The organism is Mycobacterium sp. WUMAC-067 (assembly GCF_020217485.1).
Classification (GTDB): Bacteria; Actinomycetota; Actinomycetes; order Mycobacteriales; family Mycobacteriaceae; genus Mycobacterium.
In genome coordinates this window covers 1-21,030 of record NZ_JAEKMI010000065.1, presented here as the reverse complement: position 1 = coordinate 21,030, position 21,030 = coordinate 1, and the positions used below count along the sequence as shown (strand labels likewise).

The window sequence follows — 21,030 nt, the reverse complement described above, 5'->3', positions numbered from 1 at the left end:
CGAAAGAGCGGTTTCGCGACCAGTAGGGAGGAAAGCGAAGAAGGTGTCGCATCCGTTGCTGTCGCCATACCTGCAAGAGGTCCCGACGTGAGGCTGGCACTAAATGCATCAGCGCCGAGCTATCGGTTACGGCCATCACATGTCCGCAAAGTAGCTGGCATCATCGGCGAAGCTGCCGCAGAGCTTGCTACTAAGCTGGTCTAACTACATTGGCAAAGGAGATGTTCTGTGTCGAGTACCCCCGACCTGCCGGCGTTCGTTTCGACGATCGATGACTACCTGCGCTTAGAACAGCGCCACTCGCCGGCCGAGCAAATGTTCGCAACCGTCCTCACAGACGACTTCGAAATCGGCTTTCGCGGCGGCCACCAATGGAAGGGACTCAATGGTCTGCGGTTGTATCTCACGCAGCGGGACGGGATTTTCGACGAACGCCTCGAACTGCGTCAAGTACTTTCCTACGTTCCGGTGCAGGAGGATGTCATCGAGCTGACGACACGACTCGAGTTCTTCTTCCGTCGCTGGAGAGCTCCTTCGCCGGTCAGCGAAGAATTCACCGGTGCGGCCTTTCACACGTGGCTGATCCGCATTGTCGACCATGAGACCCGCGTGGCCCGGGTGGTTATCGATGGATTTGCAAATCTCAACGACAACGCCAGGGCGGCGTTTGCTATCCCAGATGAAGGGTTCGACGAATAACGCATGTGACCGCATCGTGATCACTTTGCGCTTTACTCGCACAACCCGTGGGCCGACAACACGGGTGCAGATCAGGCCGCCTGCTTCGCCGGGAGACGCCGCGGCCACGAAAGTTGCAGGGCGGCTGGACATTAGCGCCGTGGATGGGTTGACCGGCCGCCGTGTGTTTGACCGCCGTCGTCAAGCGCCCTTCGAAGCGATTACCTTGACAATTTCTCCACTGCTTACGTGTCGCCGACGCCGAAAGCCTCGGCGAAGCTAACGTTGCCCCTGGTTTCCCTCTGGGTTGCGTCCACGGCAGCCAGGAGGCGGGAGTTCTCGATGACTATCATCTCGACGTCCTGTTGGTCATCTGCATAGTGGCGATGCCATACCCACGGCGGCGTATACACGAAGTCGCCTGCGCTCCACGTTACGCGTTGATCGCCAATCTCCGACCAGCCCGAGCCATGTCGCACGAAGTGAACTGACTCGTGTACGTGTCGATGAAGGTCACTGCCCGCACCGGCGGGGATCTTCTGCAGGAAGAACTCAATGGAGCGGGCGGGTATCCGCAGAAGCAATCCAATTTCTGATGGGCTTCCGGTCTGGATCCAGTGTGCCTCGGTGGAGTTCACGACGAGGTGCTCCTCGGTCACGTGCTGGGTGTCGCGATCCCCTGCGCGCGCCATACTTTCGGCGAAATCGGCTAGCTCGTCACGGGATAGGGTCATCAATCCACTCCTCTGGGAATTTCGTCGCTGAGCGAGCATGGAGTCACTTTTCGGCGACCCAAGCGCCAGGGTCACGACAGAGCTATGTGCAAGCGCTTCTCGAGCGCGGCGATACTGATGGCGAAGGTCTCGAGTACGCGCACGCGTCCGTCTCCGGCGTTGTCGATGTCGAAGATCGCGTACTCGGTATACAGCCGGCTGACGCACCGAAGCCCGGTCAGCGGGTAACTGCACTCCGGAACCAACTTCGCGGTCCTGTCCTTGCCGAACAGCGTCATCATCACGAATACGCGCTTCGCTCCGATGGCGAGATCCATCGCACCCCCGACCGCGGGAATGGCGTCCGGTGCTCCGGTGTGCCAGTTGGCGAGGTCTCCACGCTCGCTGACCTGAAACGCCCCGAGCACACACACGTCGAGATGGCCGCCGCGCATCATGGCGAAGGAGTCGGCGTGGTGGAAGTAGGACGCCCCAGGGGTTTCGGTGACCGGAACCTTGCCTGCATTGGTGAGATCCGGGTCAATGGCGTCTCCTGTCGCGGCGCCTCCCATGCCGAGCATGCCGTTCTCGGTGTGCAGCACCACCTCGGCGGCGGGGTCGAGGTAGTCGGCGACCATCGTGGGCTGGCCGATGCCGAGATTGACGTACGACCCAGGTGCGATGTCGCGGGCGATCATCGCGGCGATCTCCCCGCGGTCCAACGGGCCACGGTCGAGATGCTCGACACGACGCCGTGTCCTTGCATCGAGCGTTCCCGTCACGAGGCGGCCTCGGTGCGGGCGGCGGGAATCGAGGACAGGTCGAGGATGCGGTCGACGAAGATACCCGGCGTCACGACCGTCTCGGGGTCGATGCCTCCGGTCTCGACGACGCGGGAGACCTCAACGACGGTCAGCGTGGCGGCGGTCGCCATGACCGGACCGAAGTTGCGAGCAGTCTTGCGGTACAACAGGTTTCCGGCCCGGTCGGCCAGGTGTGCTGCGATGAGTGCGACGTCGCCGCGGATCGGATACTCCAGCACGTAGTCGCGGCCGTCGATCGTGCGGATCTCCTTGCCCGAGGCGAGCGGGGTGCCGACACCGGTCGGGCAGAAGAACGCGCCAATGCCCGCGCCTGCCGCTCTGATCCGCTCGGCCAGGTTGCCCTGCGGGACCACTTCGAGGTCGACCATGCCGTCCCGGTAGAGCCTGTCGAACACGTACGAATCGGCCTGTCGGGGGAAGGAACAAATGACCTTCGCGACCCGACCGGCAGCCAGCAGCGCGGCCAGACCGGTGTCGCCGTTGCCCGCGTTGTTGCTGACGATGGTGAGCTCGGCGGCGCCCTGTTCGATGATCGCATCGATGAGTGTGGTGGGCATGCCCGCCATGCCGAATCCGCCGACGAGAATTGTGGCGCCGTCAGCGATTCCGGCGACGGCTTCGTGGGCGGCGGCGCAGACGGCGGTGCGGCTCATGACGACGCCCGCTCGTCCTCGTCGAATTCCGGCAATACCTCGGCGGCGATGCGAAACGCGGAGTTGGCGTCGGGGACGCCACAGTAGATGGCAGTCTGCATCAGCAGCTCCTTGATCTCGTCGTTGCTCAAACCGTTCCGGCGGGCCGCTCGCAGGTGCATCGCCAGTTCCTCGCGGTGCCCGCGCGCGACCAGCGCCGTCAGGGTGATCATCGAGCGGCTGCGAAGGTCTAGACCTGGGCGTGTCCAGATGGTTCCCCAGGCGTACTGGGTGATCAGGTGCTGGAAATCGGCGGTCATGTCGGTGGTACCGGCGATTGCCCGGTCGACGTGCCCGTCGCCGAGCACCTGGCGCCGTATCGCCATTCCCGCGCGACACACATCCTCGACGGTCCTAGTCGCAGGCTGCGGAATACCCACCTGCTCTGCGATGAGGCCGGCGACCCGGTCCGGGGCTTCGGCGGGTGCCAGGTGGCCGACACCGTCGAGCACTACGAGGTCACCGTCCTGGACACCGGAGGCGATGCGCCGCAATGACTCCGGCGGTGTGGGCACGTCGGCGCTGCCTGCCACGGCCAGGACGGGAGTGACGATCTCGCGCAATCGGTCGGAGACGTCGAATGCCGCGAGGGCCTCGCAGGCCTGCGCATAGGACTCCGGATCGGTGTGGCTGAGGGTGTCCAGCAGCGCCGCGCCGACACCTGGTTGCCGGTCGACGAAGCCCGGCGCGAACCACCGCTGGGCCGCGCCCGAGAGTAAGGTTTCGACGCCCTCGGCGCGGACGGTGGCGGCGCGCTCGAGCCAGCCAGCTGGGGTGCCGATCAACGCACCGGTGCCCAGTAGGGTCGCCGAGTCCACCCGTTGCGGCGCGTCGAGCATCAGCTGCAGACCGACACAGCCACCGAGCGAATCACCGGCGTAGTGGAAGGTCTCGGCGTGCATGTCGTCGGCGAGTGCCAGCACGGCGACCGCGAGTTCGGCGATCGTGAAGGGCTCGCCAGGACCGCCTCGACCGTGACCGGGTAGGTCCCACCCGACGACGCGGGCGTGCGCACTCAGCCATCCAGCCGCAGCGCTCCACAGCGTGGCTGCCGAGGTACCCAGTGAAGGCCCCAGCACGAGGACAGGCGCACCGTCGGGTCCGCCGAAGTCGATTGTGGCCAAGGCCGGAATGGTCATGACGCAGACTTGATGAAGCGGCGGGCCCGACTCAAGGTCGAATCGATCAGCCGATCGGCGGCACCGGTGTAGTCGGGCCGTGCTGGGCTACCGGTCAACTCGGTCATTGCACGTTGTTCGGTGAGCAGCCCGCCCGCGTCGGCCAGGTTCGCGGCCGCCCGCGCCGTGTCCACCTGCAACCCGGAGAGCAGTTCGGAGGCTTGGATGGCCGCCACGACGGTGTGGCGGGCGAGCGTGCGCAGTGTGGCCCATTCGGCGTGCCACGCGCCGTCGGAGCGCTCGTCGACACTCGCTCCTGCGGCCAGGTGCAGGGTGGCGCCCAAGGTGCCCGCGGTGAGCGCGGTGCGCCGGATCAACACAGAGCGGACGGGATTGTTCTTGTGCGGCATCGTCGATGAGCCGCCACCAGTCCCCTCGGCCAGCTCGCCGACCTCGGGCCGGCTACCGGTCGCGATGTCGGCGGCGATGTGCCCCCAGGCGTCGCAGCAGCTCACCAACGCATCCCCGATGCGGGTGATCGCCGAGCGGGTGGTGTGCCAGGGCGGAGCCGGCGCCAGCCGCAGTGCGCCGGCGAGCGCGTCGCTCAACGCGATGGCGCCGTCCACCGAACCGGTCAATTCGGTAGCCGCCGCCAGCGTTCCCACCGCGCCACCGACCTGCACCGGCAGCGAGGGCAGCAGCCCGGTCAGCGGTTCGGCGGCGTCCAGTATGCCGGTAAGCCAACGTGCCATCTTGGCGCCGAAGGTGCTTGGTAGGGCGGCCTGGGTCAGGGTACGCGCGAGTGTTGGTGTGCTCCGGTGCCTCTCAGCGAGCTCGGACAGCGCCCGGACTTGGACGGTGAACTCGTCGCCGATGCGCATGAGGACATCACGGGCGCAGATGACGAGCGCTGTGTCGACGACGTCCTGACTGGTTAGCCCGCGGTGTAACCAGCGGGCTGTCGCCGCCGTTGAGCGCTCACGCAACAACGTGACCAGAGCGCTGACGGGGCTGCCGTCGGTGGCGGCGCGGCGGGCGATCGACTCGGTGTCGGCGTCGGCGATGAGGTCTGCCAAGCTGGCACGCGCCTCTTGCGGTGCGATACCGGCGTCGACGAGGCTGTCCAGCCACGCCCGTTCCACGGCCACCATGGCCTCGAGGAATGCGGGGCCGCTCATCAGGTCGCCTGCGAGGTCGTCGCCCGGCCAGAAGAGGTCAGTCATCGCTGGTGTCCCGCGTAGCGCAGGAAGACCGTCTCGGGTTTGCCTGGCGCGTCCTGCAATTGGATGTCGAAGCGTAGTCCGGCGCCCTCGCGGGTGGCGATGAGCGTGTCGCGACGCTCGGGCGGCAGGGACGCCAGCAGTGGATCGCCGGCCAGCTGCCCCCCGGGCACGTAGGCGCGGGTGAACAGCCGGTTGAGCAGCCCGCGGGCGAACACGGTGATCAGAAAGAACGGTGCCGCACCGGGATCGCAGGGACCTGGGATGACGGTGGAAAAGTTGTACCGTCCGCCATCGTCGGTGCCGGCGCGGCCCCACCCAGTGAAGGTCCAGCCGTCCCGGTGTAGCGAGCCGGTGGACGTGGGGATGGTGCCGTCGGCGTTTGCCTGCCAGATCTCAAGTAGGGCGTCGGGAACAGGCTGGCCGTCACCATCGAGGACCAAGCCGGAAAGCTGGACGGCACCCGGTGAGCCGGCCGGAACCAGCTGGTCGCACCGGTCGAACGGGAGTGCGTAACCGAAAAAGGGTCCGACGGTCTGCCCCGGGGTGGCGGTGAGCAGGGTATTCATCAGTGTTCGCTTCCGCGGTGGGGATCCTCGGTCGGAGTGCGCGTCGCGCCGGTGAGGATGATGTCCCACCGGTATCCGGTGGCCCATTCGTGGGTGGTGACGTCGTGGTCGTAGTTGGCAATCAGTCGGTCTCGGGCCTTTCGGTCGGTGATCGACTGATAGATCGGGTCCAGCGCGAACAACGGGTCGCCGGGGAAGTACATCTGGGTGATCAGCCGTTGCGTGAATTCCGTTCCGAACACCGAGAAGTGGATGTGGGCTGGGCGCCAAGCGTTGCGGTGGTTCCTCCACGGATACGGCCCTGGCTTGATCGTGGTGAAGCGGTAGCTTCCGTCGTCATCGGTCAGGCAGCGGCCGACGCCGGTGAAGTTGGGGTCGATCGCGGACGGGTGCTGATCACGCTTGTGGATGTAGCGACCGCCGGCGTTGGCCTGCCAGATCTCGACGAGTTGACGTCGCACCGGCCGTCCGTCGCCGTCGACCACCCGGCCGGTCACCACTATCCGTTCGCCGATGGGTTCGCCTGAGTGCTGGATGGTGAGGTCCGATTCAAGCGGATGCACGTCGCGTTCGGAAAAGCAGGGCGTCCACAGCTCGACGCCCTCCGGGTCAGCGTGGTGTAGGTCCTTCGTGGGATGACGCAGCAGGCTGCTGCGGTAGGGCGCGTAGCCGAGCCGCGGCTGCGTCTCCTCGATGCCAGCGCGCTGATACTCGGACTCGATCGCCTCGATCTCCGCGCTGATCGCCTGCTGCCTCGGCAACCCGCCGTCGGGATCGGGGTCGATCACTGCTGTCATAGCCTTGACACTATTGGCTCCTCGGCGACTGACCTACGCTAGATTACCACTGAGCGGAAAGGATCCGTGAGTGGCGGGAAATACCTCAACGCCCGGCACCAGCGTCGCTTCTCGTTTGCTGCGCATGGTCGCCGCCTTCGATGAGTGGCACCGGACACTGACGCTGTCCGAACTGGCGGGTAGGGCCAGCCTGCCGATGGCCACGGCCCACCGGCTGGCTGCCGAACTGGTTGCGGGCGGGGCGTTGCAGCGCCGCACGGACGGTCGTTTCGAGGTCGGCCGACTGATGTGGAGCGCTGGGCTGCTCGCCCCGGTCGGAGGCGGATTACGGCAGGTCGCAGAGCCGTTCTTGCACGATGTCTACGCGGCAACGCTCGCCACCGTGCACCTCGCGGTACGCGACGGCAACGAAGTATTGTACCTCGAGCGGATGATGGGTAGGGCATCCGTGCCGATCGTTAGCACCGTCGGCAGCAGGTTGCCGATGCACTGCACCGGCGTCGGCAAGGTGCTGTTGGCGCACGCGCCACGCGAAGTCCAGGATCAGGTGTTTGCCAATCTGACTCCGATTACTCCCTACACAATCACCCAGCCTGCGGTGCTGTCCCGACAGTTGGAGGGGGTGCGGCGCGAGGGGTTGGCTACCACCGTGGAAGAGATGTCGCTAGGCGCCTGTTCACTGGCCGTGCCGATCGTCCGGCAGTCCGACGACGCTGTGGTGGCCGCGATCGCCGTCGTAGTTCCGTCGTTGAAGCGAGGTCGCCAGCGACTGCTCGGCGCCCTGCAGGTGGCTGCCCGCGGCATCGTCCGGCTGCTGTGACCCACGGGCCGCCGCAGCAGCGATCGCTGTGCTGTCGGGCGGCTTCTGACAAAACGCGACACCGTCGCTAGCCGTCGAAAAAGTGGTGACTGCCATGACATCTGGCGCGAATCGGAGTCCGCGCCGCGGTGGAGGGATAGACGCGACCGATCCCCCAGTTGAAGCTGAGAAAGCATCAGCAAAGGGTCCGCCGTTCAACGATCAGCGGCGGAATCCATCCTGCCCACCTCGCACTCTCACCTCGCGAATCGTCACTTGGGAGGAATTGTCAATACCTGTGGATCGGGGTGTTTCAGGCGACCTCCGTTTCGGTGTGTTGATCGCCGTCTGAGGGCGGTGTCGGTGGGGTGATGTCGGTGGGCCGTTCGAGCAGTTTGCCTTTGTGGAAGACCGCGCCGGCGCGGACCAGGGCGACCAGGTGCGGGGCGTTGACGGCGCGCCAGCGGGCCTGGGCGGCGTCGATCAGCTTGTAGGCCATCGCCAATCCAGCCGCCCGCGATCCCGGGCCTTTGGTCACCTTGGTCCGAAGTCGCACTGTGGCGAAGGTGCTTTCGATCGGGTTCGTCGTGCGCAGGTGGATCCAATGTTCGGCCGGGTACTTGTAGAACTCCAGCAGCACATCGGCGTCGTCGACGATCTTGGCGACCGCCTTGGGGTACTTGGCGCCGAAGTCGACCTCGAAGGCCTTGACCGCGAGCTGGGCGTTGTCGATATCCTCGGCGTTGTAGATCTCCTTGAGGGCCGCCAGGGCCGCCGGGTGTGCTGATTTCGGCAGTGCGGCAAGAACATTGGCCTGCTTGTGGAACCAGCAGCGCTGCTCTCGGGTGGCCGGGAACACCTCACGGACCGCTTTCCAGAACCCGAGTGCACCGTCACCGACGGCGAGCACGGGGCGGTCATGCCGCGCCGTTTGCAGTCGCGCAGCAGATCGGCCCACGACTCGGCCGATTCACGGTAGCCGTCGGTGATCGCCACCAGCTCCTTGCGGCCGTCAGCGCGCACACCGAGCATCACCAGCAGACACAGCTTCTCCTGGTCCAGGCGGACCTTGAGGTGGATGCCGTCGACCCACAGGTAGACGTAGTCGCTGCCCGACAGATCCCGGGCACCGAACGCGGCGGCCTCGTCTTGCCACTGCGCCGTGAGCCGGGTGATCGTGGATGCCGACAACCCGGCACCGGAGCCGAGGAACTGCTCGAGCGCCGGCCCGAAGTCGCTGGTCGACAGGCCGTGCAGGTACAGCAGCGGCAGCACCTCCGACATCTGCGGGGACTTGCGAGCCCAGGCCGGCAGGATCGCCGAGGAGAACCGCTTGCGCTCACCAGTATCGGGGTCGACACGCTTGTCGTTGACCCGCGGCGCCTTCACCTGCACCGCACCGGCCGCGGTCAGCACCTCACGCGGCTGGTGGTAGCCGTTGCGGACCACCAGTCGGTGGCCGTTCTCGTCGAGCTGATCAGCGAACTGCGCCACGTAGGCGGCGACCTCGGCCTGCAACGCCGCGGCCAGCATCTGCCGGGCACCGTCGCGGACGATCTCATCCAACAACGACCGACCAGCACCACTGTCGGTGTTGTCGTTGGCCTCCGCGCCGTCGTGAACTACGGTGAGCATGGGCGTACCTTCCCAACCAGCGCGCCAACGCCGGTCTTGATCGAATACCTGATTCCGTGATGATCATCCTCGGGAAGGTGCGCCCATTTTCACGCCGCCTCGCCGAGGCTCATCCACAGGTTCTGATCATTCCTCTCACTAAGCCTGATTCCACCGACCGACGGTGTGGTGGCCGGTTGAGCTGATGGTCTTGATCCGGGCTGGTGGTGGGCATGACGAGGCCGCTGGTCTGTCCAGCTTTTCCTGTCGGGTTCCTGGTTGTCGGGTCGGGTGGTCGGTGGTTCAGGCGCTGGATCGGTGGCCGATGGTGTTGTGCCACAGGGTCATCCATGCTGGTTCGGCGGGCCAGTGCCGGGGTAGGTGCAGGATCGGTCGTCGTTGGGGTCGGGCCAGACGAGCCGGGATATTGACCAGGTGACGGCGCAGGGTCGCCCCGCGCGCGGTGCGGTGACGGGTCCCGGCCAGGGTCGCGGTGGCGCGCAGCAGATTGTGGGCGATCGCGGCGCAGACGGCCCAGGCACTGTTGGCGCCGAAGCGCCCGGAGGGAATGTGGGCCAAGGGGCCGTCGATGAGGTCGGCGAAGGTGGTTTCGATGATGGCGTGGCGGCGGTGGGTGATGTCGGCGTCGGTGGCCGACTCGGTGGTGTTGGTGAAAAACGGGTGATACCGCCAGATCGGGAACAGCCCGTCTTGGGGTTGGTTGGCGTCTTTGACCCGGCGCACGATCAGCCGGGCGGTGACCGCCTCATAGGTGCCGGTTTTGGCCATGGTGTAGACGGCTTCAGCGACTTCGGCATCAGAGATCCAGGCCCCGGTCTCGCGATCGAGCACCGCACCCGGGTATTTCACCGGGGTCCAGGCGTTCTCGGGAATGCTGTCGATGGCGCGTTGCACCGCGGCGTTGCGGGTCAGCACCAGCGAGAACACCGCCCCGTAGCGGCGGCATACCCGGATCACCGCCCGCGATCCATAGGCGCTGTCACCGCGCACGATGATCTGCCCGGTGACGCCGGGGTCCCGGCAGTAATGGCGCAAAAAACAACGAGGTTCGCGTAGCGCCTGGTCCGGGTAGACGGACGAGTCGTTGTTGGTGGCCGCTATCGGTGGCCGCGGTCGGGACCGAGGAGGCTGGTGATGCCGCGCATGGCCGCCGGTGAGGGTTTGAAGTAGCGGCGCAGGTTGTCGGGTTTGCGGTGGCGGGACTTGGCCATTAGCTCGAGCAGGCTGGCTCCGGCCTCGCCGAGATGCGTCAGGCCAGAATGCCGGAGTTCGTGCAGGTCCCAGCCGGTGCCGGGTCCGTTGGTGGCGGTGGCGGCATCGAGCAGGGCGCGGGCCTGGCCGTAGGACAACCTGGCCAGGCCGGTGTCGGGGCAGATGTCGCGGTCGGCGACGGCTTTGCGGGGTCCGGGTCGGCGGTGGGTGACGAACAGCGGTCCGCGGGTGCGGCCCTTGGTGAGGCGTGGCAGGAGCCGGGCGGTACCCGCGTCCCAGTACACGAGCTCGTGCGCGTACTCGTGATGGGCGGCGCCGCGGCGGCGGGTGCGGGGCTTGGCGCCCTTGGACTTCACCGGGCAGCACCGCCCGGCCAGGTCGAGGTCTTCGATGTTGACCTGGAGCAGTTCCTCGGTGCGGGCGCATGTTTCGTAGAGCATCCGCCACAGCGTCTTATCCCGCAGGTCGATGTCGCGGCGGGTGATGAGCCGGTCGATCGCGGTGCGCGAGCGCACCGGGGTGGCCGAGTCCGGCGGGGTGGAGCGTTTCACCCACGCGGGGACCGCCGGGGCGAGGTGTCCGTGCTCGCGGCACCACGCCAGCCAAGACGCGACCGCGGCGCGGCGGGCGTTCCAGGTGTTGACCGCCGCCTCGCCCCACAAAGTTTCCAGGGTTTCGCCGATCTCGTCGTCGGCGACATTGGCCAGCGGCCGGGCCTCGCCGAGCCTGGCGGTGGTCTTATCGACGGCGATGGCGTAGGAGCGGCGGGTGTTCGGGGAGCGGATCGAGTCGAGGAAGCCGTCGCCGGCGGCGCGGACGGTGATCCCGGACGACAACATTGTGACCTCCCTGGCCTGCTTGCCACAGATAACAGGGCCGCTTCGCGCACCGCCGGAGCGGAGTCGTCGCAGGCCGGGTTTCATGGTGCCACAGATAACAGGGTGTTATCTGTGGGATCAGTCGGCGGCGGGTCGGTGGACGCCGCCGGCGGCGGCGTTGACGGCTTCGGCGAGGGTGGGGTGGATGTGGATGGCGGCGGCGAGTTGGCCGTAGGTGGCGCCGCAGGTCATGGCGATGACGGCTTCGTGGACGAGGTCGCCGCCGTCGGGTCCGGCGATGTGGCAGCCGAGGATCCGGTCGGTGGCGGCGTCGGCGACGAATTTGACCAGGCCGCGGGTGTTGCCGATGGCGCGTGCTTTGGCAACGCCGGTGAAGTTCTGGCGGCCGATGATCACGTCGTAGCCGGCTGCGCGGGCGGCGGGTTCGGTCAGGCCGACGGCTCCGACTTCGGGGTCGGTGAACACCGCGTGCGGCACGACACGTCCGGTGGTGGTGCGGTCCTGGTCGCGGTAGACGGTGCGGTAGACGATGTCGGCGTCGTCGCGGGCGGTGTGGGTGAACATCGGCCCGCCCCGCAGGTCGCCGATCGCCCACACGTTGTCGGCGGAGGTGTTCAGGGTGTCGCCGACGGTGAGGAAGCCGTGCGGGTCGGGTTGCAGGTCGAGGTGTTCCAGGCCCAGGGCGTCGGTGTTGGGGGTGCGCCCGGTGGCGAGCAGCAGGTGGCTGCCGGTGATCTCGGCGGTCTCGGTGCCGGTGCAGCCGATCCGGATGTTGCCGGCCGTCCCGGCGGCGTGAGTACAGGTGGTGGCGGTCGCGACAGTGATGCCGTCGGCAGTCATGCCGTCGGCGACGGCGGCGCTGATGTCGGGGTCTTCCCCGGGCAGCAGCCGGTCGGCGCGCTGGACGATGGTGACCTCGGCGCCGAATCGCCGGAACATCTGCGCGAATTCGCAGCCGACGTAGCCGCCGCCGACGACGAGCAGGTGGGCGGGTAGTTCGGTGAGGTCGAGCAGCGTGCGGGAGGTGTAGTAGGGCACGGCATCCAAGCCGTCGATGGCCGGGAGGGTGGTGCGGGTGCCGGTCGCGAGGATGATCCGGTCCGCGGTCAGGGTGGTGCCGTCGACGGTGAGGCGCCGGTTACCGGTGAATTGTCCTGCGGCGTGGTAGAAGTCGAGGTCGGCGGATTTTTCGACGGCCCGATACGATCCGGCCCGGATGGAATCGACGAGGGTGTTCTTACGCTCCACCACGGCGGCCAGGTCGACGGTGACCGGACCGCCGACGCGGACGCCGAACTCGGCGGCGCGGCGGGCCTGATGGGCGACGGCGGCGGAGGCGATCATCGTCTTGGTGGGGATGCAGCCCCGGTTCAGGCAGGTCCCGCCGAGCAGTTCCTTCTCGACGAAGGCGACCCGGCCGTGGCGGGCGGCGCGCAGCGCCAGTGGCAGCCCGGACATTCCGCCGCCGAGCACGAGGGTGTCGTAGCGTTCGGTCATTGCGGGCGCCCTTCCTCGATGACGGTCGTCGGGGTGCAGCAGTCGACGGGTGCGGCATCGGTAACGCGGCGCCGGATCATGCGGTGAGCGAGGACGGTGACGGCGGCGGTGAGCACGGTCAGTGCCGCGATCGTCGCCATCAGTGGTGTGTGGTTCTGCAGCCAGGTGCTGGCGGTGGTGGACAGGGCCGCGAATCCGTTGGTGCCGGTGGTGTCGCCGGTGACGGCGGGCAGCCAGTACCAGGCCAGGTAGGCGCCGGTGAGGATGAGCACGGTCGCGGTGATGCGGGTGCCGTGCCGGGCGAGGGCGGCGAGATGGTGGGTGAGCGCGGTACCGGCGGCCGCGGCGGCGAGGCTGACCAGCAGCAGGATCGTCGCGGCGCCGAGGGTGTAGGCGACGAACACCGCGAGCAGCGCACCCCAGCCCGCGGTGGCCTGGGCCTGGGCGATGACGGCCAGCAGCACCCCGAACGTGCACGACAGCGACGCCGCGGCGTAGCCGATCCCGGCGAGGACGATCCCGGTTGTGCCGCCCGGCCCGGTGGCCGGGCGCAGCGCTCGGGTGGGCAGTCGCAGACCGAGCACGCGGCCGGTGAACATGACGACACCGAGCAATACCAGGGCGACACCGACGACCAGACCGAGCCACGGCGCGGCGCTGATCAGCGCGCGGGCACCGGCGCTGATGGCCAGCCCCGCCACGGCCAGGGTGCCCGCGAACCCGAGGGTAAAAGCGACGCCGGTTCGCAGCGCCCGCGCCGTGCGTACCCCGAGCGGTTCGGTGGCGGTGTCGCCGAGGGTGTGGGTGATCCAGGCCGGCAGCAGCGCGAAACCGCACGGATTGACCGGGGCGAGCATGCCCGCGGTGAACGCCAAGGCCAGCAGCCCGTTCACCGGTCCCCGGCCTTCGCCAGCGCGGCGGTGATCTGATCGGCGGACGGGTCGGCGGCCCGGTAGGCGACCGCACCGCCGGGGTCGACGACGAGCAGGGTCGACAGGGCGGCCACGGAGTACCGCTTGGTCAGGGTCGCATCGGTGTCGATGACCGCGGGCACGGTGTCGGTCCCGGTTTGCTGCTGGAAGTCGGTGACGACCTGGGCAGGTTCGGCCGGATCCATGTCGACCAGGACGAAAGCGGCGGTGTCACCGAGTTGTCGCGCAGCCTGCGACAGCGACTTCGCGCCGCCCACGCATTCACCGCAGCCGACCGAAAAGAAGAACATCGCCGTCGGCTTGCCGCTGGGCACGGTCACCGGCGCCCCGGACAGCGCGGTGACCGTGACGGGGTCGGTGGCGGCGCGGGGCGAGGCGGTGTCGGTGCCGCAGGCAGCCAGCACCGTGACCGCCAGGGCGGCGAGCGCCGCGCTCACCGTGCGTCGGGTGATCGGCGTGGTCACGGCTGGGAACTCCGATCGGTCGACGCGTTGGGCTGATGCGATCGGCGGGTGCCCAGCAGTCCGCGGACTGTCCCTCGCTGCGGCGGCTTACGACGGCGCGCGGTGTAGCCGACGGCGGCGAGGACCATCACCGCGGCGGCCACGATCGGTCCCCAACTGCGCAGCGCACCGCCGAGGGCGGTGAGCGCACCGGCCGCGATCAAGGCCGGTCCGGCGCAGCACACGATCATGGCCACGGCGGCACCCACCACCGCGAGCGGGCCGCCGATCCCCGTGGAGTTGTTGCGTACGTTCATCAATGTCCTGCTCCGTTCACACGAGCGGTGTCGATGCGGGTGCAGCAGGTCAGCGCGGCGGCGTTGTCGGCGGCGAGGGAGCGGGCCAGCATCACCAGGTCCGCGACGCGTGGGTCGCCGACGGAGTAGCGCAGCTTCTTGCCGTCACGGCGCGCGGTCACATAACCGCAGTCGGCCAGGCAGGACAGGTGCACCGACACCCGCGGCTGGGAGATCCCGGCATGCTCGACACACTCCGCGGAGGTGCGCTCGGCGGCCAAGATGAACTCCAGCAGCTTCAACCGCGTCGGATCCGACAGCGCGCGAAAGAACTTCGCCGTCGCATCCAGGTGCGTGCAGGCCGTCTCGCCACCGGGCGCGGTGACGGCGGCGGTCGTGGACCGGGGCAAGGGGATCGCCTCCACAAGAAGAAAGTTGAACTATTCGGATAAGCGCATAGTATGATGTCCGGAGATATTCGTCAACGCGAATAGCAACCTGTTCCGTGACCGGAGTCCCCCAGCAAGGAGAACCCGCCGTGACCACGACATCCCCGCGCGCCGATCTGGCGATCATCGGTTCCGGTTCGGCGGCGTTCGCCGCCGCCATCGCCGCGGTCAACCTCGGCAAACGGGTGGTGATGGTCGAGCGCGCCGCGATCGGCGGCACCTGCGTGAACGTGGGCTGCGTGCCGTCGAAGGCGCTGCTGGCCGCCGCGGAGGCCCGGCACACCGCGGCGAGCGCCGACCGGTTCCCGGGGCTGGCGGCGACCGGGGCACCGGTGGACTTCGCCGAGCTGATCGCGGGCAAGAACGCGCTGGTCGACCGGCTTCGCGGCGAGAAGTACCTCGACCTGGCCGCCGACTACGGCTGGGAGATCGTCTCGGGAACCGCCGTCTTCACCGGTACCACCGACGCACCGGTGCTGCGGGTCGAGCAGGGGGCCGATGGCCCGCGGGTGATCGACGCCGATCAGTACCTGATCGCGACCGGCGCCGCGCCGTGGGCGCCGCCGACCGACGGGCTCGCCGAGGCGGGGTATCTGACCTCGACCACCGCGATGGAGCTCGACGTCCTGCCGGGGTCGCTGATCGTGGTGGGCGGCAACGCCATCGGTCTCGAACAGGCACAGTTGTTCGCCCGGCTCGGCACCCGGGTCACGGTGATCGAGGCCCTGGATCGGCTGGCGCCGTTCGAGGAACCCGAGATCTCCCGGGCCATCGCGCAGGTGTTCGCCGACGAAGCCATCACCGTGCTCACCGGCGCCACCCTCGACAAGGCACTGGCCGAGGGCGGCGAGAAACTCGTCACCGTCCGCACCGCCGACGGGGCCACCACCGAACTGCGGGCCGCCCAGCTGCTCATCGCCACCGGCCGCCGCCCCGACACCCCCGGATTGAATCTGGCGGCGGTCGGGGTACGCACCGACGACCGCGGCGCCGTCGTCGTCGACGCCCACCAGCGCAGCAGCAACCCGCGGATCTGGGCCGCGGGCGACGTGGCCGGCGGCCCCCAATTCGTGTACGTCGCGGCGGCGCAGGGCACACTCGCCGCCGGCAACGCCCTCGGGCACGCCGGCCGCACCCTGGACTACACGGCGCTGCCGCGGGTGACATTCACCAGCCCGGCCATCGCCGCGGTCGGCCACACCGACAGCCAAGCCGCCGCAGCCGGATTACGGACCGAGTCGCGGCTGCTCACCGGTGCGAACGTGCCGCGTGCCCTGGTCAACCGGGACACCCGTGGTGTGGTCAAACTCGTCGCCGAGGCCGGGACCGGGCGGGTGCTAGGCGTGCACGCCGTCGCCGAGGGTGCCGGGGATCTGATCACCGCCGCCGGGTACGCGATCACCGCGGGCATGACCGTCGACCAGCTCGCCCGCACCTGGGCGCCGTATCTGACCATGGCCGAAGCGCTGAAACTCACCGCCCAAACCTTCACCGCCGATGTCGCCAAGCTGTCCTGCTGCGCGGGCTGAGGACCGGATCGAGCCGTCATGAACACACCGGTGATGACCATCGGAGACCTGGCCCGCCGCACCGGAGTGCCGGCGAAAGTACTACGCCGCCACCACGACCTGGGCCTGATCTACAGCCTCGGCCGCAGCCGGGCCGGATACCGGCTCTTCGACGAACACGCGCTGTGGTGCGTCGAGGTCATCGCCACCCTGCGCGGCCTCGGCCTCACGGAGGCCGAAATCCGTCAGCTCGCCGCCACCTGCGACGACAGCGCCCGGCCGGTCGGACCGCAGCTGGCCGAACTACTGGCCCGCTCCCGGACCCGGATCGAGGACCGCATCCGCGACCTCGACGAGCAGCGCCGCCGCATCGACGAGTTCGAACACCACCACCACGACGCGTTGACCCGGGCGACCAGCCACGACCGAGCCGCCGCCCCGCCGTGGGTGCCGGATCCGAGGACATGCGGCTGCGGCGCTTGACCTTCCCTGCGGTGGCAAGCCCGACACTCGATCCCACACCCGTGACTACACGCTCCGAGGGGACACCAGCGATGACGACCAACCCGTTCGCCACCACCATCGTCGACACACTGTTCGACTCCACCGCCAATACGGGAACGAACCTGATGGGCACCGCGATGCGGCTGCTCGCGGCCGGTGAACCGATCACCATCGAACAGCTCGCTACCGCCGCCGGCGCCAGCGTCGCCGACGTCGAGAACGCGCCCGCCGCCGCGGACATCGAATACGACGACCGGCACCGCATCCTCGGCTGGGGCCTGACCCTCAATCCCACCCCGCACCGGTTCACCGTCGACGGCCACCAGCTCTACACCTGGTGCGCCGCCGACACCCTGCTGTTCCCCGCCATCATCGGTCGCCCCGCCACCGTCGAATCCACCTGCGCCGCAACCGGAACCACCATCCGACTGTCCGTTGACCCGGCCTCCGGGGTCAGCGGCCTCGACCCGGCCACCGCGGTCATCTCTGTACCCGGCCCCGACGAACTCGACCCGACCCGGGTCCGCGCCACCACCTGCAACCCCGGCCGCTACTTCGCCACCGCCGTGGCGGCCGCCGACTGGCAGAGCCGGCACCCCACCGGGCTCGTGCTGCCCGTCGCCGACGCCTACGCCCAGCTGCGCCCGATCAGCGACCGCGTCCTCACCGCCACCGAACCACCACGCTGTCGCTGACCCAACCCAGGCCACCGATGTGCCCAGCTACGCCCCAGCACCCTCTCCCGGAAGGTGGTAGCCGGCGGTCAGAAGAGGGTGTCGCGGACCCGCAGCGGCCGGTACCCGGTGGGGCCGAGCTGGGCCAGTTCGGCGTCGATGTCGACCTCGATGGCGCCGAAGAAGTTGATGTTCTCGCTGTGCGCCGGAGAAATGTGCGCCAGCACCTCGTCATCGATGCGCCGCCCGGCCCGCCGCATCTGTTCGGTCGCCAGACCGTAATACTCCGTGGTCCAGGCGATGACGGCGTTGGTCGCCAACGTGAGGCACCATGCCTGTTCGGTCTGTCCCTCCAGGTGCCTCGCGCGCACGGTTCCTTCATGCGCGTAGAGCAGGTCGCGGCGGAGCGCGTGCAGGGATTCGCCCTTGTTGAGCTGGCGGGAGATCTTGCGTCGATAGCCCGGGTCGGACAGATACCGGGCGGCGTAGATCGTGCGCCGCAGCGCCCCGTACTCCTTGAGCGCCGCCGCGAGGGCGTTCTGCCGGCCCGACGCCGACAGCTTGCCGACCAGCAGCGACGCGGTGGCGTGCCCGAACTTCAGCGACCCGGCCAGCCGGAGCAGGTCGTCGTAGTGCTCGGCGATCAGATCGAGATTGCACCGCCGGGTCAAAAGCGGGCCCGCGTGCGGGAACGCGGACTCGACCTGGGCTCGCGGCGCCGCCCGGTACAGGGTGATCCGGCCCAGGTCCCGGATGCGGGGCGAGAGCTGCAACCCGAGCAGGTCGAACAGCCCGAAGTTCACCAGGGTGACGCCGTGCGTGTCGGTCGCATGCTCGGTGATCGGCAGATCCGTTGCATTGCCGAGGATTTCGTCCAGCACGTAGTGAGCTTCACGTCTCGTCGCGACGATGACCTTCGTGCCGTAGGTGGCGTGCTGATCGGTGACATGGGTATACGTGCTCAGTCCTTCGTTCGCGAAATAGCGGCTCAACGCTCTGGCAGTGACCGATTTGCCACGGGTCGGGAACCGCTGCCCATCACTGGAGGACAGGGTGCCGGCCCCGAAGATCGGGGTCAGCGGCAGGCGTTGGTGGTAGTCGATGATCGTCAGGTTCGCCGCCCGCAGCGTCTCCTCCCGCACATACCACTCCGAAGTCCAGGCCAGGATGTCGTAGGAGATGCCGGAGGCCTCCGCCATACGGGTGAGACCCAGGTTGGTGGAGTAGGCCAGCAGCACCGCGATGAGGTTGCGCTTCAACTCCGGGGTGCGGGACTGCTTACCGCCGGCGTGGGTGAAGCAGTCCAGGTAGCCGGTGCGTTTGTCCAGCTCGATCAACAGCGACACGATCGGCGCGAACGGCAGCATCTCCGTCAACTCCTGCTTCAACGCCACCGCTTCGGCCGGAACGTCTTCTGCCGACAGCGGCGAGACCACCAGGTCACCGGCCTCATCGAGACGGACCGGGCCGTCGCCGTCGGCGAGCACCTTCTCCAACTCGCTCATAGCGTCGTGCAGCTCGTCGGTGGCGGTCGCCAGGGCGCGGGCCGGATCAGCGGACTTGCCGACCAGGCGGCAGAACTCGTCACGCTGCGGCTCCCACGCCTGCGGGGTCAGCAGGTAAGCGGCCGGGTCGGCGTAGCGGCGCGACCCCGGCACGAACACGTCGCCGCTGCGCAACCCGTCCCGCAGCCCCAGCAGCACGCACAGCTCCCAGTAGTGCCGATAGGCGGTGGTGTTGCCGGCTTTGCGGGCCTCGTCGAGGTAGCCGCGCCACTTCGTCGGCACGAACCCCGTCGGCGCGTCGTCGGGCACCTTGCGGGTACCGGTCGCATTCAGCTCCCGCAGCATGTGCACCCCGATCAGCAGCTCGATCGCCGCGGTGCCGCCGGCGAACCGGACTGTCGACAGCACCTGCGGGGTGAACTGCCGCAGATAGGAGTACGAGCTGTCCAGAGCGGCCAGGTGCCCGTGATCGCGCGGCAGCCGAGGTTTGGCCTGCGCGACCGCGGCCCGCAACCGCTCCCATCCGATCCGATCGCCCCGGATCAGGCCGCCGATCTCCTCGTCAGGGATCTGCGTGTCGGTGATGATGGCCAGCAAGTCGTCGAGCAACCCCTGCCGATCCTCTCCGGCCTTACCGCGCTCGGCGAGCTCGTCGCGCATCCGGCGTTCGGCTTTGCTCAACCTGGCCGAGATCGCCTGATCGAACAGCTGCACCACCTCGTCGAGCACATCGGTGGCCGACTGAGCCAACACCGTGAGCAGGATCGGGTAGCGGCGTTGCGGATCCCGGCGTTCCAAGGCTTGGCCCGTCAAGCGTCGGCCCACAGTCGCCAGGAACCGCCGCCGCTCCGCCGGCAGCACCGACATATCCAGCTCATCCGCGCCCAGGTTGCGCAGGAACACCAGCTTCTCGACCTCGGCCTTCACCGCGGTCGCCGACGCCTCCACCGGGCCGGTCGACAACCACCGCAACCGCGACATCCCGATAGACGGGTCGGCGACCAGCAACGCATCCAGTTCCTTACACCGCTGCGGCGTGAACTCGCGCGCCAACCGGTCATAGGTCTCCCGCTGCGCCTGCGTGCGAGCATGCGCGACCCGGCGGACCACCGTGTCCGGGCCCGGCCGGATCACCCGCGCCGAGATCAGGTACTCACACGCCAGCCGGAACAACAGCGTCGGCGAATCGTGCTCCATCGCCCGCGCCAGAAGGAACTCATCCAGCTCCTTCAACTCCATCGACCCGGCAGGCCGCCACCCCAGATACTGGGCCACCAGCCGCACATGCTCGGTCCGCGTCTGCGCCCGCTTGCCATACGAACGAAGCTGCACCGCATCGACATTCAGCTGATCCGCCAACCGGGCCACCGCCACCGGCGGCGCCGACGACACCTTGTCCGGCACGAACCCCAGCCACGGCAAGGTGCACAACGCCACCGCCAGGCCCAGACGGACCGCAGGGCCCCTGCCCTGCGGAGCAACGAACGCCAGATCCGCCGGGGTCAGCGTGAAGTACCGGAACAACTCCTCACGACTGATCTCCGGGAACTCCCGCAGGCGCTGCAACTCCTCGTCCGCGAATACCCGCGTCGCCACGAACCCCAGCCTCCAAAACGCCGACCAACCTCATCGGCAGCCAAGCCAAGCACCAACCACCCCGGCCCGCAGCCCGAACCGAGAAATCACCGCCGACCAGGCGCTACGCGAACCTCGTTGTTTTTTGCGCCATTACTACCGGGACCCCATGTGGGCCCCAGCGCCGGGTGAAGCGCAGGTTGACGATGCGCCGCTCACGTCGTTTCGGCAACCGCAACGGACTGCGATGCGGCCGGCTGGGCCGGTCTACCATCGCTGCTTCGCCACCGTCGCGATAACGGTCGGCCCATTTCTTGGCTGTGGCCACCGAACATTGGAACCGCTCAGCCGCGCGCCGCAAACTCCAGCCCTGATCAACAACCGCCTGCGCAAGCCGCAACCGCCCACGAGGAGTCAACGAAGCATTAGCGTGGACCATGAGGACCTCTCGGTAATCGGATGTGCGTGTTTGGTAACCACACCGATACCGGAGGTCCTCACCTACTTCCGCTCACCACGCCGTTCACAACCTGTCTGGGAGTTACACCTAG

The 21,030-nt window shown here is 68.0% G+C and carries 20 protein-coding genes and 3 pseudogenes; 6 read left to right on the top strand and 17 right to left on the bottom strand.

Annotation, left to right across the window (positions count from 1 at the left end; translation table 11 throughout):
• Together JF781_RS25335 and JF781_RS25330 are read left to right on the top strand one after the other, a co-directional pair.
• The coding region (locus JF781_RS25335) for an IclR family transcriptional regulator C-terminal domain-containing protein (protein ID WP_286160128.1) at window positions 1-204 on the top strand (204 nt) is incomplete at its 5' end.
• Between the two features lie 24 nt (window positions 205-228).
• Window positions 229-699: a hypothetical protein gene (locus JF781_RS25330; protein WP_047040856.1), complete on the top strand. Its 471-nt coding sequence runs from the start codon at window positions 229-231 to the stop codon at window positions 697-699.
• Window positions 700-923: 224 nt separating this feature from the next.
• Here JF781_RS25330 and JF781_RS25325 read toward each other — a convergent pair whose 3' ends face one another.
• From JF781_RS25325 to pcaH, 7 genes are all read right to left on the bottom strand, one after another.
• Complete coding sequence (locus JF781_RS25325; protein ID WP_047040871.1) at window positions 924-1,412, bottom strand: cupin domain-containing protein; 489 nt, start codon at window positions 1,410-1,412, stop codon at window positions 924-926.
• 71 nt (window positions 1,413-1,483) lie between these two features.
• Window positions 1,484-2,173 carry a 3-oxoacid CoA-transferase subunit B gene (locus JF781_RS25320; protein WP_047040853.1) on the bottom strand — a complete coding sequence of 230 codons (690 nt, stop codon included), beginning with the start codon at window positions 2,171-2,173 and terminating at the stop codon, window positions 1,484-1,486.
• Window positions 2,170-2,868 (bottom strand): 3-oxoacid CoA-transferase subunit A, encoded by a 699-nt coding sequence (locus JF781_RS25315; RefSeq protein ID WP_047040851.1) that lies wholly within the window; start codon window positions 2,866-2,868, stop codon window positions 2,170-2,172. Before JF781_RS25315 ends, JF781_RS25320 begins: the two co-directional genes overlap by 4 nt.
• Window positions 2,865-4,046: a 4-carboxymuconolactone decarboxylase gene (pcaC, locus tag JF781_RS25310; protein ID WP_047040849.1), complete on the bottom strand. Its 1,182-nt coding sequence runs from the start codon at window positions 4,044-4,046 to the stop codon at window positions 2,865-2,867. Before pcaC ends, JF781_RS25315 begins: the two co-directional genes overlap by 4 nt.
• Complete coding sequence (locus JF781_RS25305; protein ID WP_043416463.1) at window positions 4,043-5,248, bottom strand: lyase family protein; 1,206 nt, start codon at window positions 5,246-5,248, stop codon at window positions 4,043-4,045. The genes pcaC and JF781_RS25305 overlap by 4 nt, the downstream gene beginning before the upstream one ends.
• Window positions 5,245-5,814, bottom strand: coding sequence for a protocatechuate 3,4-dioxygenase subunit alpha (pcaG, locus tag JF781_RS25300; RefSeq protein ID WP_043416462.1), 570 nt, complete (start codon window positions 5,812-5,814; stop codon window positions 5,245-5,247). Before pcaG ends, JF781_RS25305 begins: the two co-directional genes overlap by 4 nt.
• Complete coding sequence (gene pcaH, locus JF781_RS25295) at window positions 5,814-6,611, bottom strand: protocatechuate 3,4-dioxygenase subunit beta (RefSeq protein ID WP_043416460.1); 798 nt, start codon at window positions 6,609-6,611, stop codon at window positions 5,814-5,816. Before pcaH ends, pcaG begins: the two co-directional genes overlap by 1 nt.
• A 70-nt stretch (window positions 6,612-6,681) precedes the next feature.
• Here pcaH and JF781_RS25290 point away from each other — a divergent pair, with 70 nt between their 5' ends.
• Entirely contained in the window at window positions 6,682-7,431 is a 750-nt protein-coding gene (locus JF781_RS25290; protein ID WP_047040843.1) for an IclR family transcriptional regulator, read from the top strand.
• 292 nt (window positions 7,432-7,723) lie between these two features.
• On the opposite strand, the pseudogene JF781_RS25285 reads toward JF781_RS25290, so the two are convergent.
• From JF781_RS25285 to JF781_RS25250, 8 genes and pseudogenes are all read right to left on the bottom strand, one after another.
• A pseudogene (locus tag JF781_RS25285) lies at window positions 7,724-9,045 on the bottom strand (IS256 family transposase).
• Between the two features lie 282 nt (window positions 9,046-9,327).
• Window positions 9,328-10,065: pseudogene (locus JF781_RS25280) on the bottom strand (transposase); the annotation flags it as partial.
• A gap of 77 nt (window positions 10,066-10,142) precedes the next feature.
• Complete coding sequence (locus JF781_RS25275; RefSeq protein WP_017682183.1) at window positions 10,143-11,096, bottom strand: site-specific integrase; 954 nt, start codon at window positions 11,094-11,096, stop codon at window positions 10,143-10,145.
• Between the two features lie 117 nt (window positions 11,097-11,213).
• Window positions 11,214-12,593, bottom strand: a complete 1,380-nt coding sequence (locus JF781_RS25270) for an NAD(P)/FAD-dependent oxidoreductase (RefSeq protein ID WP_010596918.1) — start codon at window positions 12,591-12,593, stop codon at window positions 11,214-11,216.
• Complete coding sequence (locus JF781_RS25265) at window positions 12,590-13,486, bottom strand: cytochrome c biogenesis CcdA family protein (protein WP_010596917.1); 897 nt, start codon at window positions 13,484-13,486, stop codon at window positions 12,590-12,592. The genes JF781_RS25270 and JF781_RS25265 overlap by 4 nt, the downstream gene beginning before the upstream one ends.
• Window positions 13,483-13,989 carry a TlpA disulfide reductase family protein gene (locus JF781_RS25260; RefSeq protein WP_010596916.1) on the bottom strand — a complete coding sequence of 169 codons (507 nt, stop codon included), beginning with the start codon at window positions 13,987-13,989 and terminating at the stop codon, window positions 13,483-13,485. The genes JF781_RS25265 and JF781_RS25260 overlap by 4 nt, the downstream gene beginning before the upstream one ends.
• The gene (locus tag JF781_RS25255) at window positions 13,986-14,285 is read right to left on the bottom strand and encodes a hypothetical protein (RefSeq protein WP_010596915.1); all 300 of its coding nucleotides are present in this window, start codon (window positions 14,283-14,285) and stop codon (window positions 13,986-13,988) included. The genes JF781_RS25260 and JF781_RS25255 overlap by 4 nt, the downstream gene beginning before the upstream one ends.
• Window positions 14,285-14,674: a helix-turn-helix transcriptional regulator gene (locus JF781_RS25250; protein ID WP_026138108.1), complete on the bottom strand. Its 390-nt coding sequence runs from the start codon at window positions 14,672-14,674 to the stop codon at window positions 14,285-14,287. Before JF781_RS25250 ends, JF781_RS25255 begins: the two co-directional genes overlap by 1 nt.
• Before the next feature lie 128 nt (window positions 14,675-14,802).
• On the opposite strand from JF781_RS25250, the gene merA reads away from it, so the two are divergent.
• The 3 genes from merA (at window position 14,803) to merB (ending at window position 17,420) form a co-directional block, all read left to right on the top strand.
• Window positions 14,803-16,242: a mercury(II) reductase gene (gene merA, locus JF781_RS25245; RefSeq protein ID WP_010596913.1), complete on the top strand. Its 1,440-nt coding sequence runs from the start codon at window positions 14,803-14,805 to the stop codon at window positions 16,240-16,242.
• Between the two features lie 18 nt (window positions 16,243-16,260).
• Complete coding sequence (locus JF781_RS25240) at window positions 16,261-16,704, top strand: MerR family transcriptional regulator (protein ID WP_010596912.1); 444 nt, start codon at window positions 16,261-16,263, stop codon at window positions 16,702-16,704.
• Window positions 16,705-16,775: 71 nt separating this feature from the next.
• On the top strand, window positions 16,776-17,420 hold the full coding sequence (gene merB, locus JF781_RS25235; protein WP_010596911.1) for an organomercurial lyase MerB: 645 nt from the start codon (window positions 16,776-16,778) through the stop codon (window positions 17,418-17,420).
• Between the two features lie 68 nt (window positions 17,421-17,488).
• Here merB and JF781_RS25230 read toward each other — a convergent pair whose 3' ends face one another.
• Together JF781_RS25230 and JF781_RS25225 are read right to left on the bottom strand one after the other, a co-directional pair.
• Window positions 17,489-20,500 carry a Tn3 family transposase gene (locus JF781_RS25230; RefSeq protein WP_017682184.1) on the bottom strand — a complete coding sequence of 1,004 codons (3,012 nt, stop codon included), beginning with the start codon at window positions 20,498-20,500 and terminating at the stop codon, window positions 17,489-17,491.
• A gap of 142 nt (window positions 20,501-20,642) precedes the next feature.
• Window positions 20,643-20,918: pseudogene (locus JF781_RS25225) on the bottom strand (leucine zipper domain-containing protein); the annotation flags it as partial.
• Window positions 20,919-21,030 lie beyond the last annotated feature (112 nt).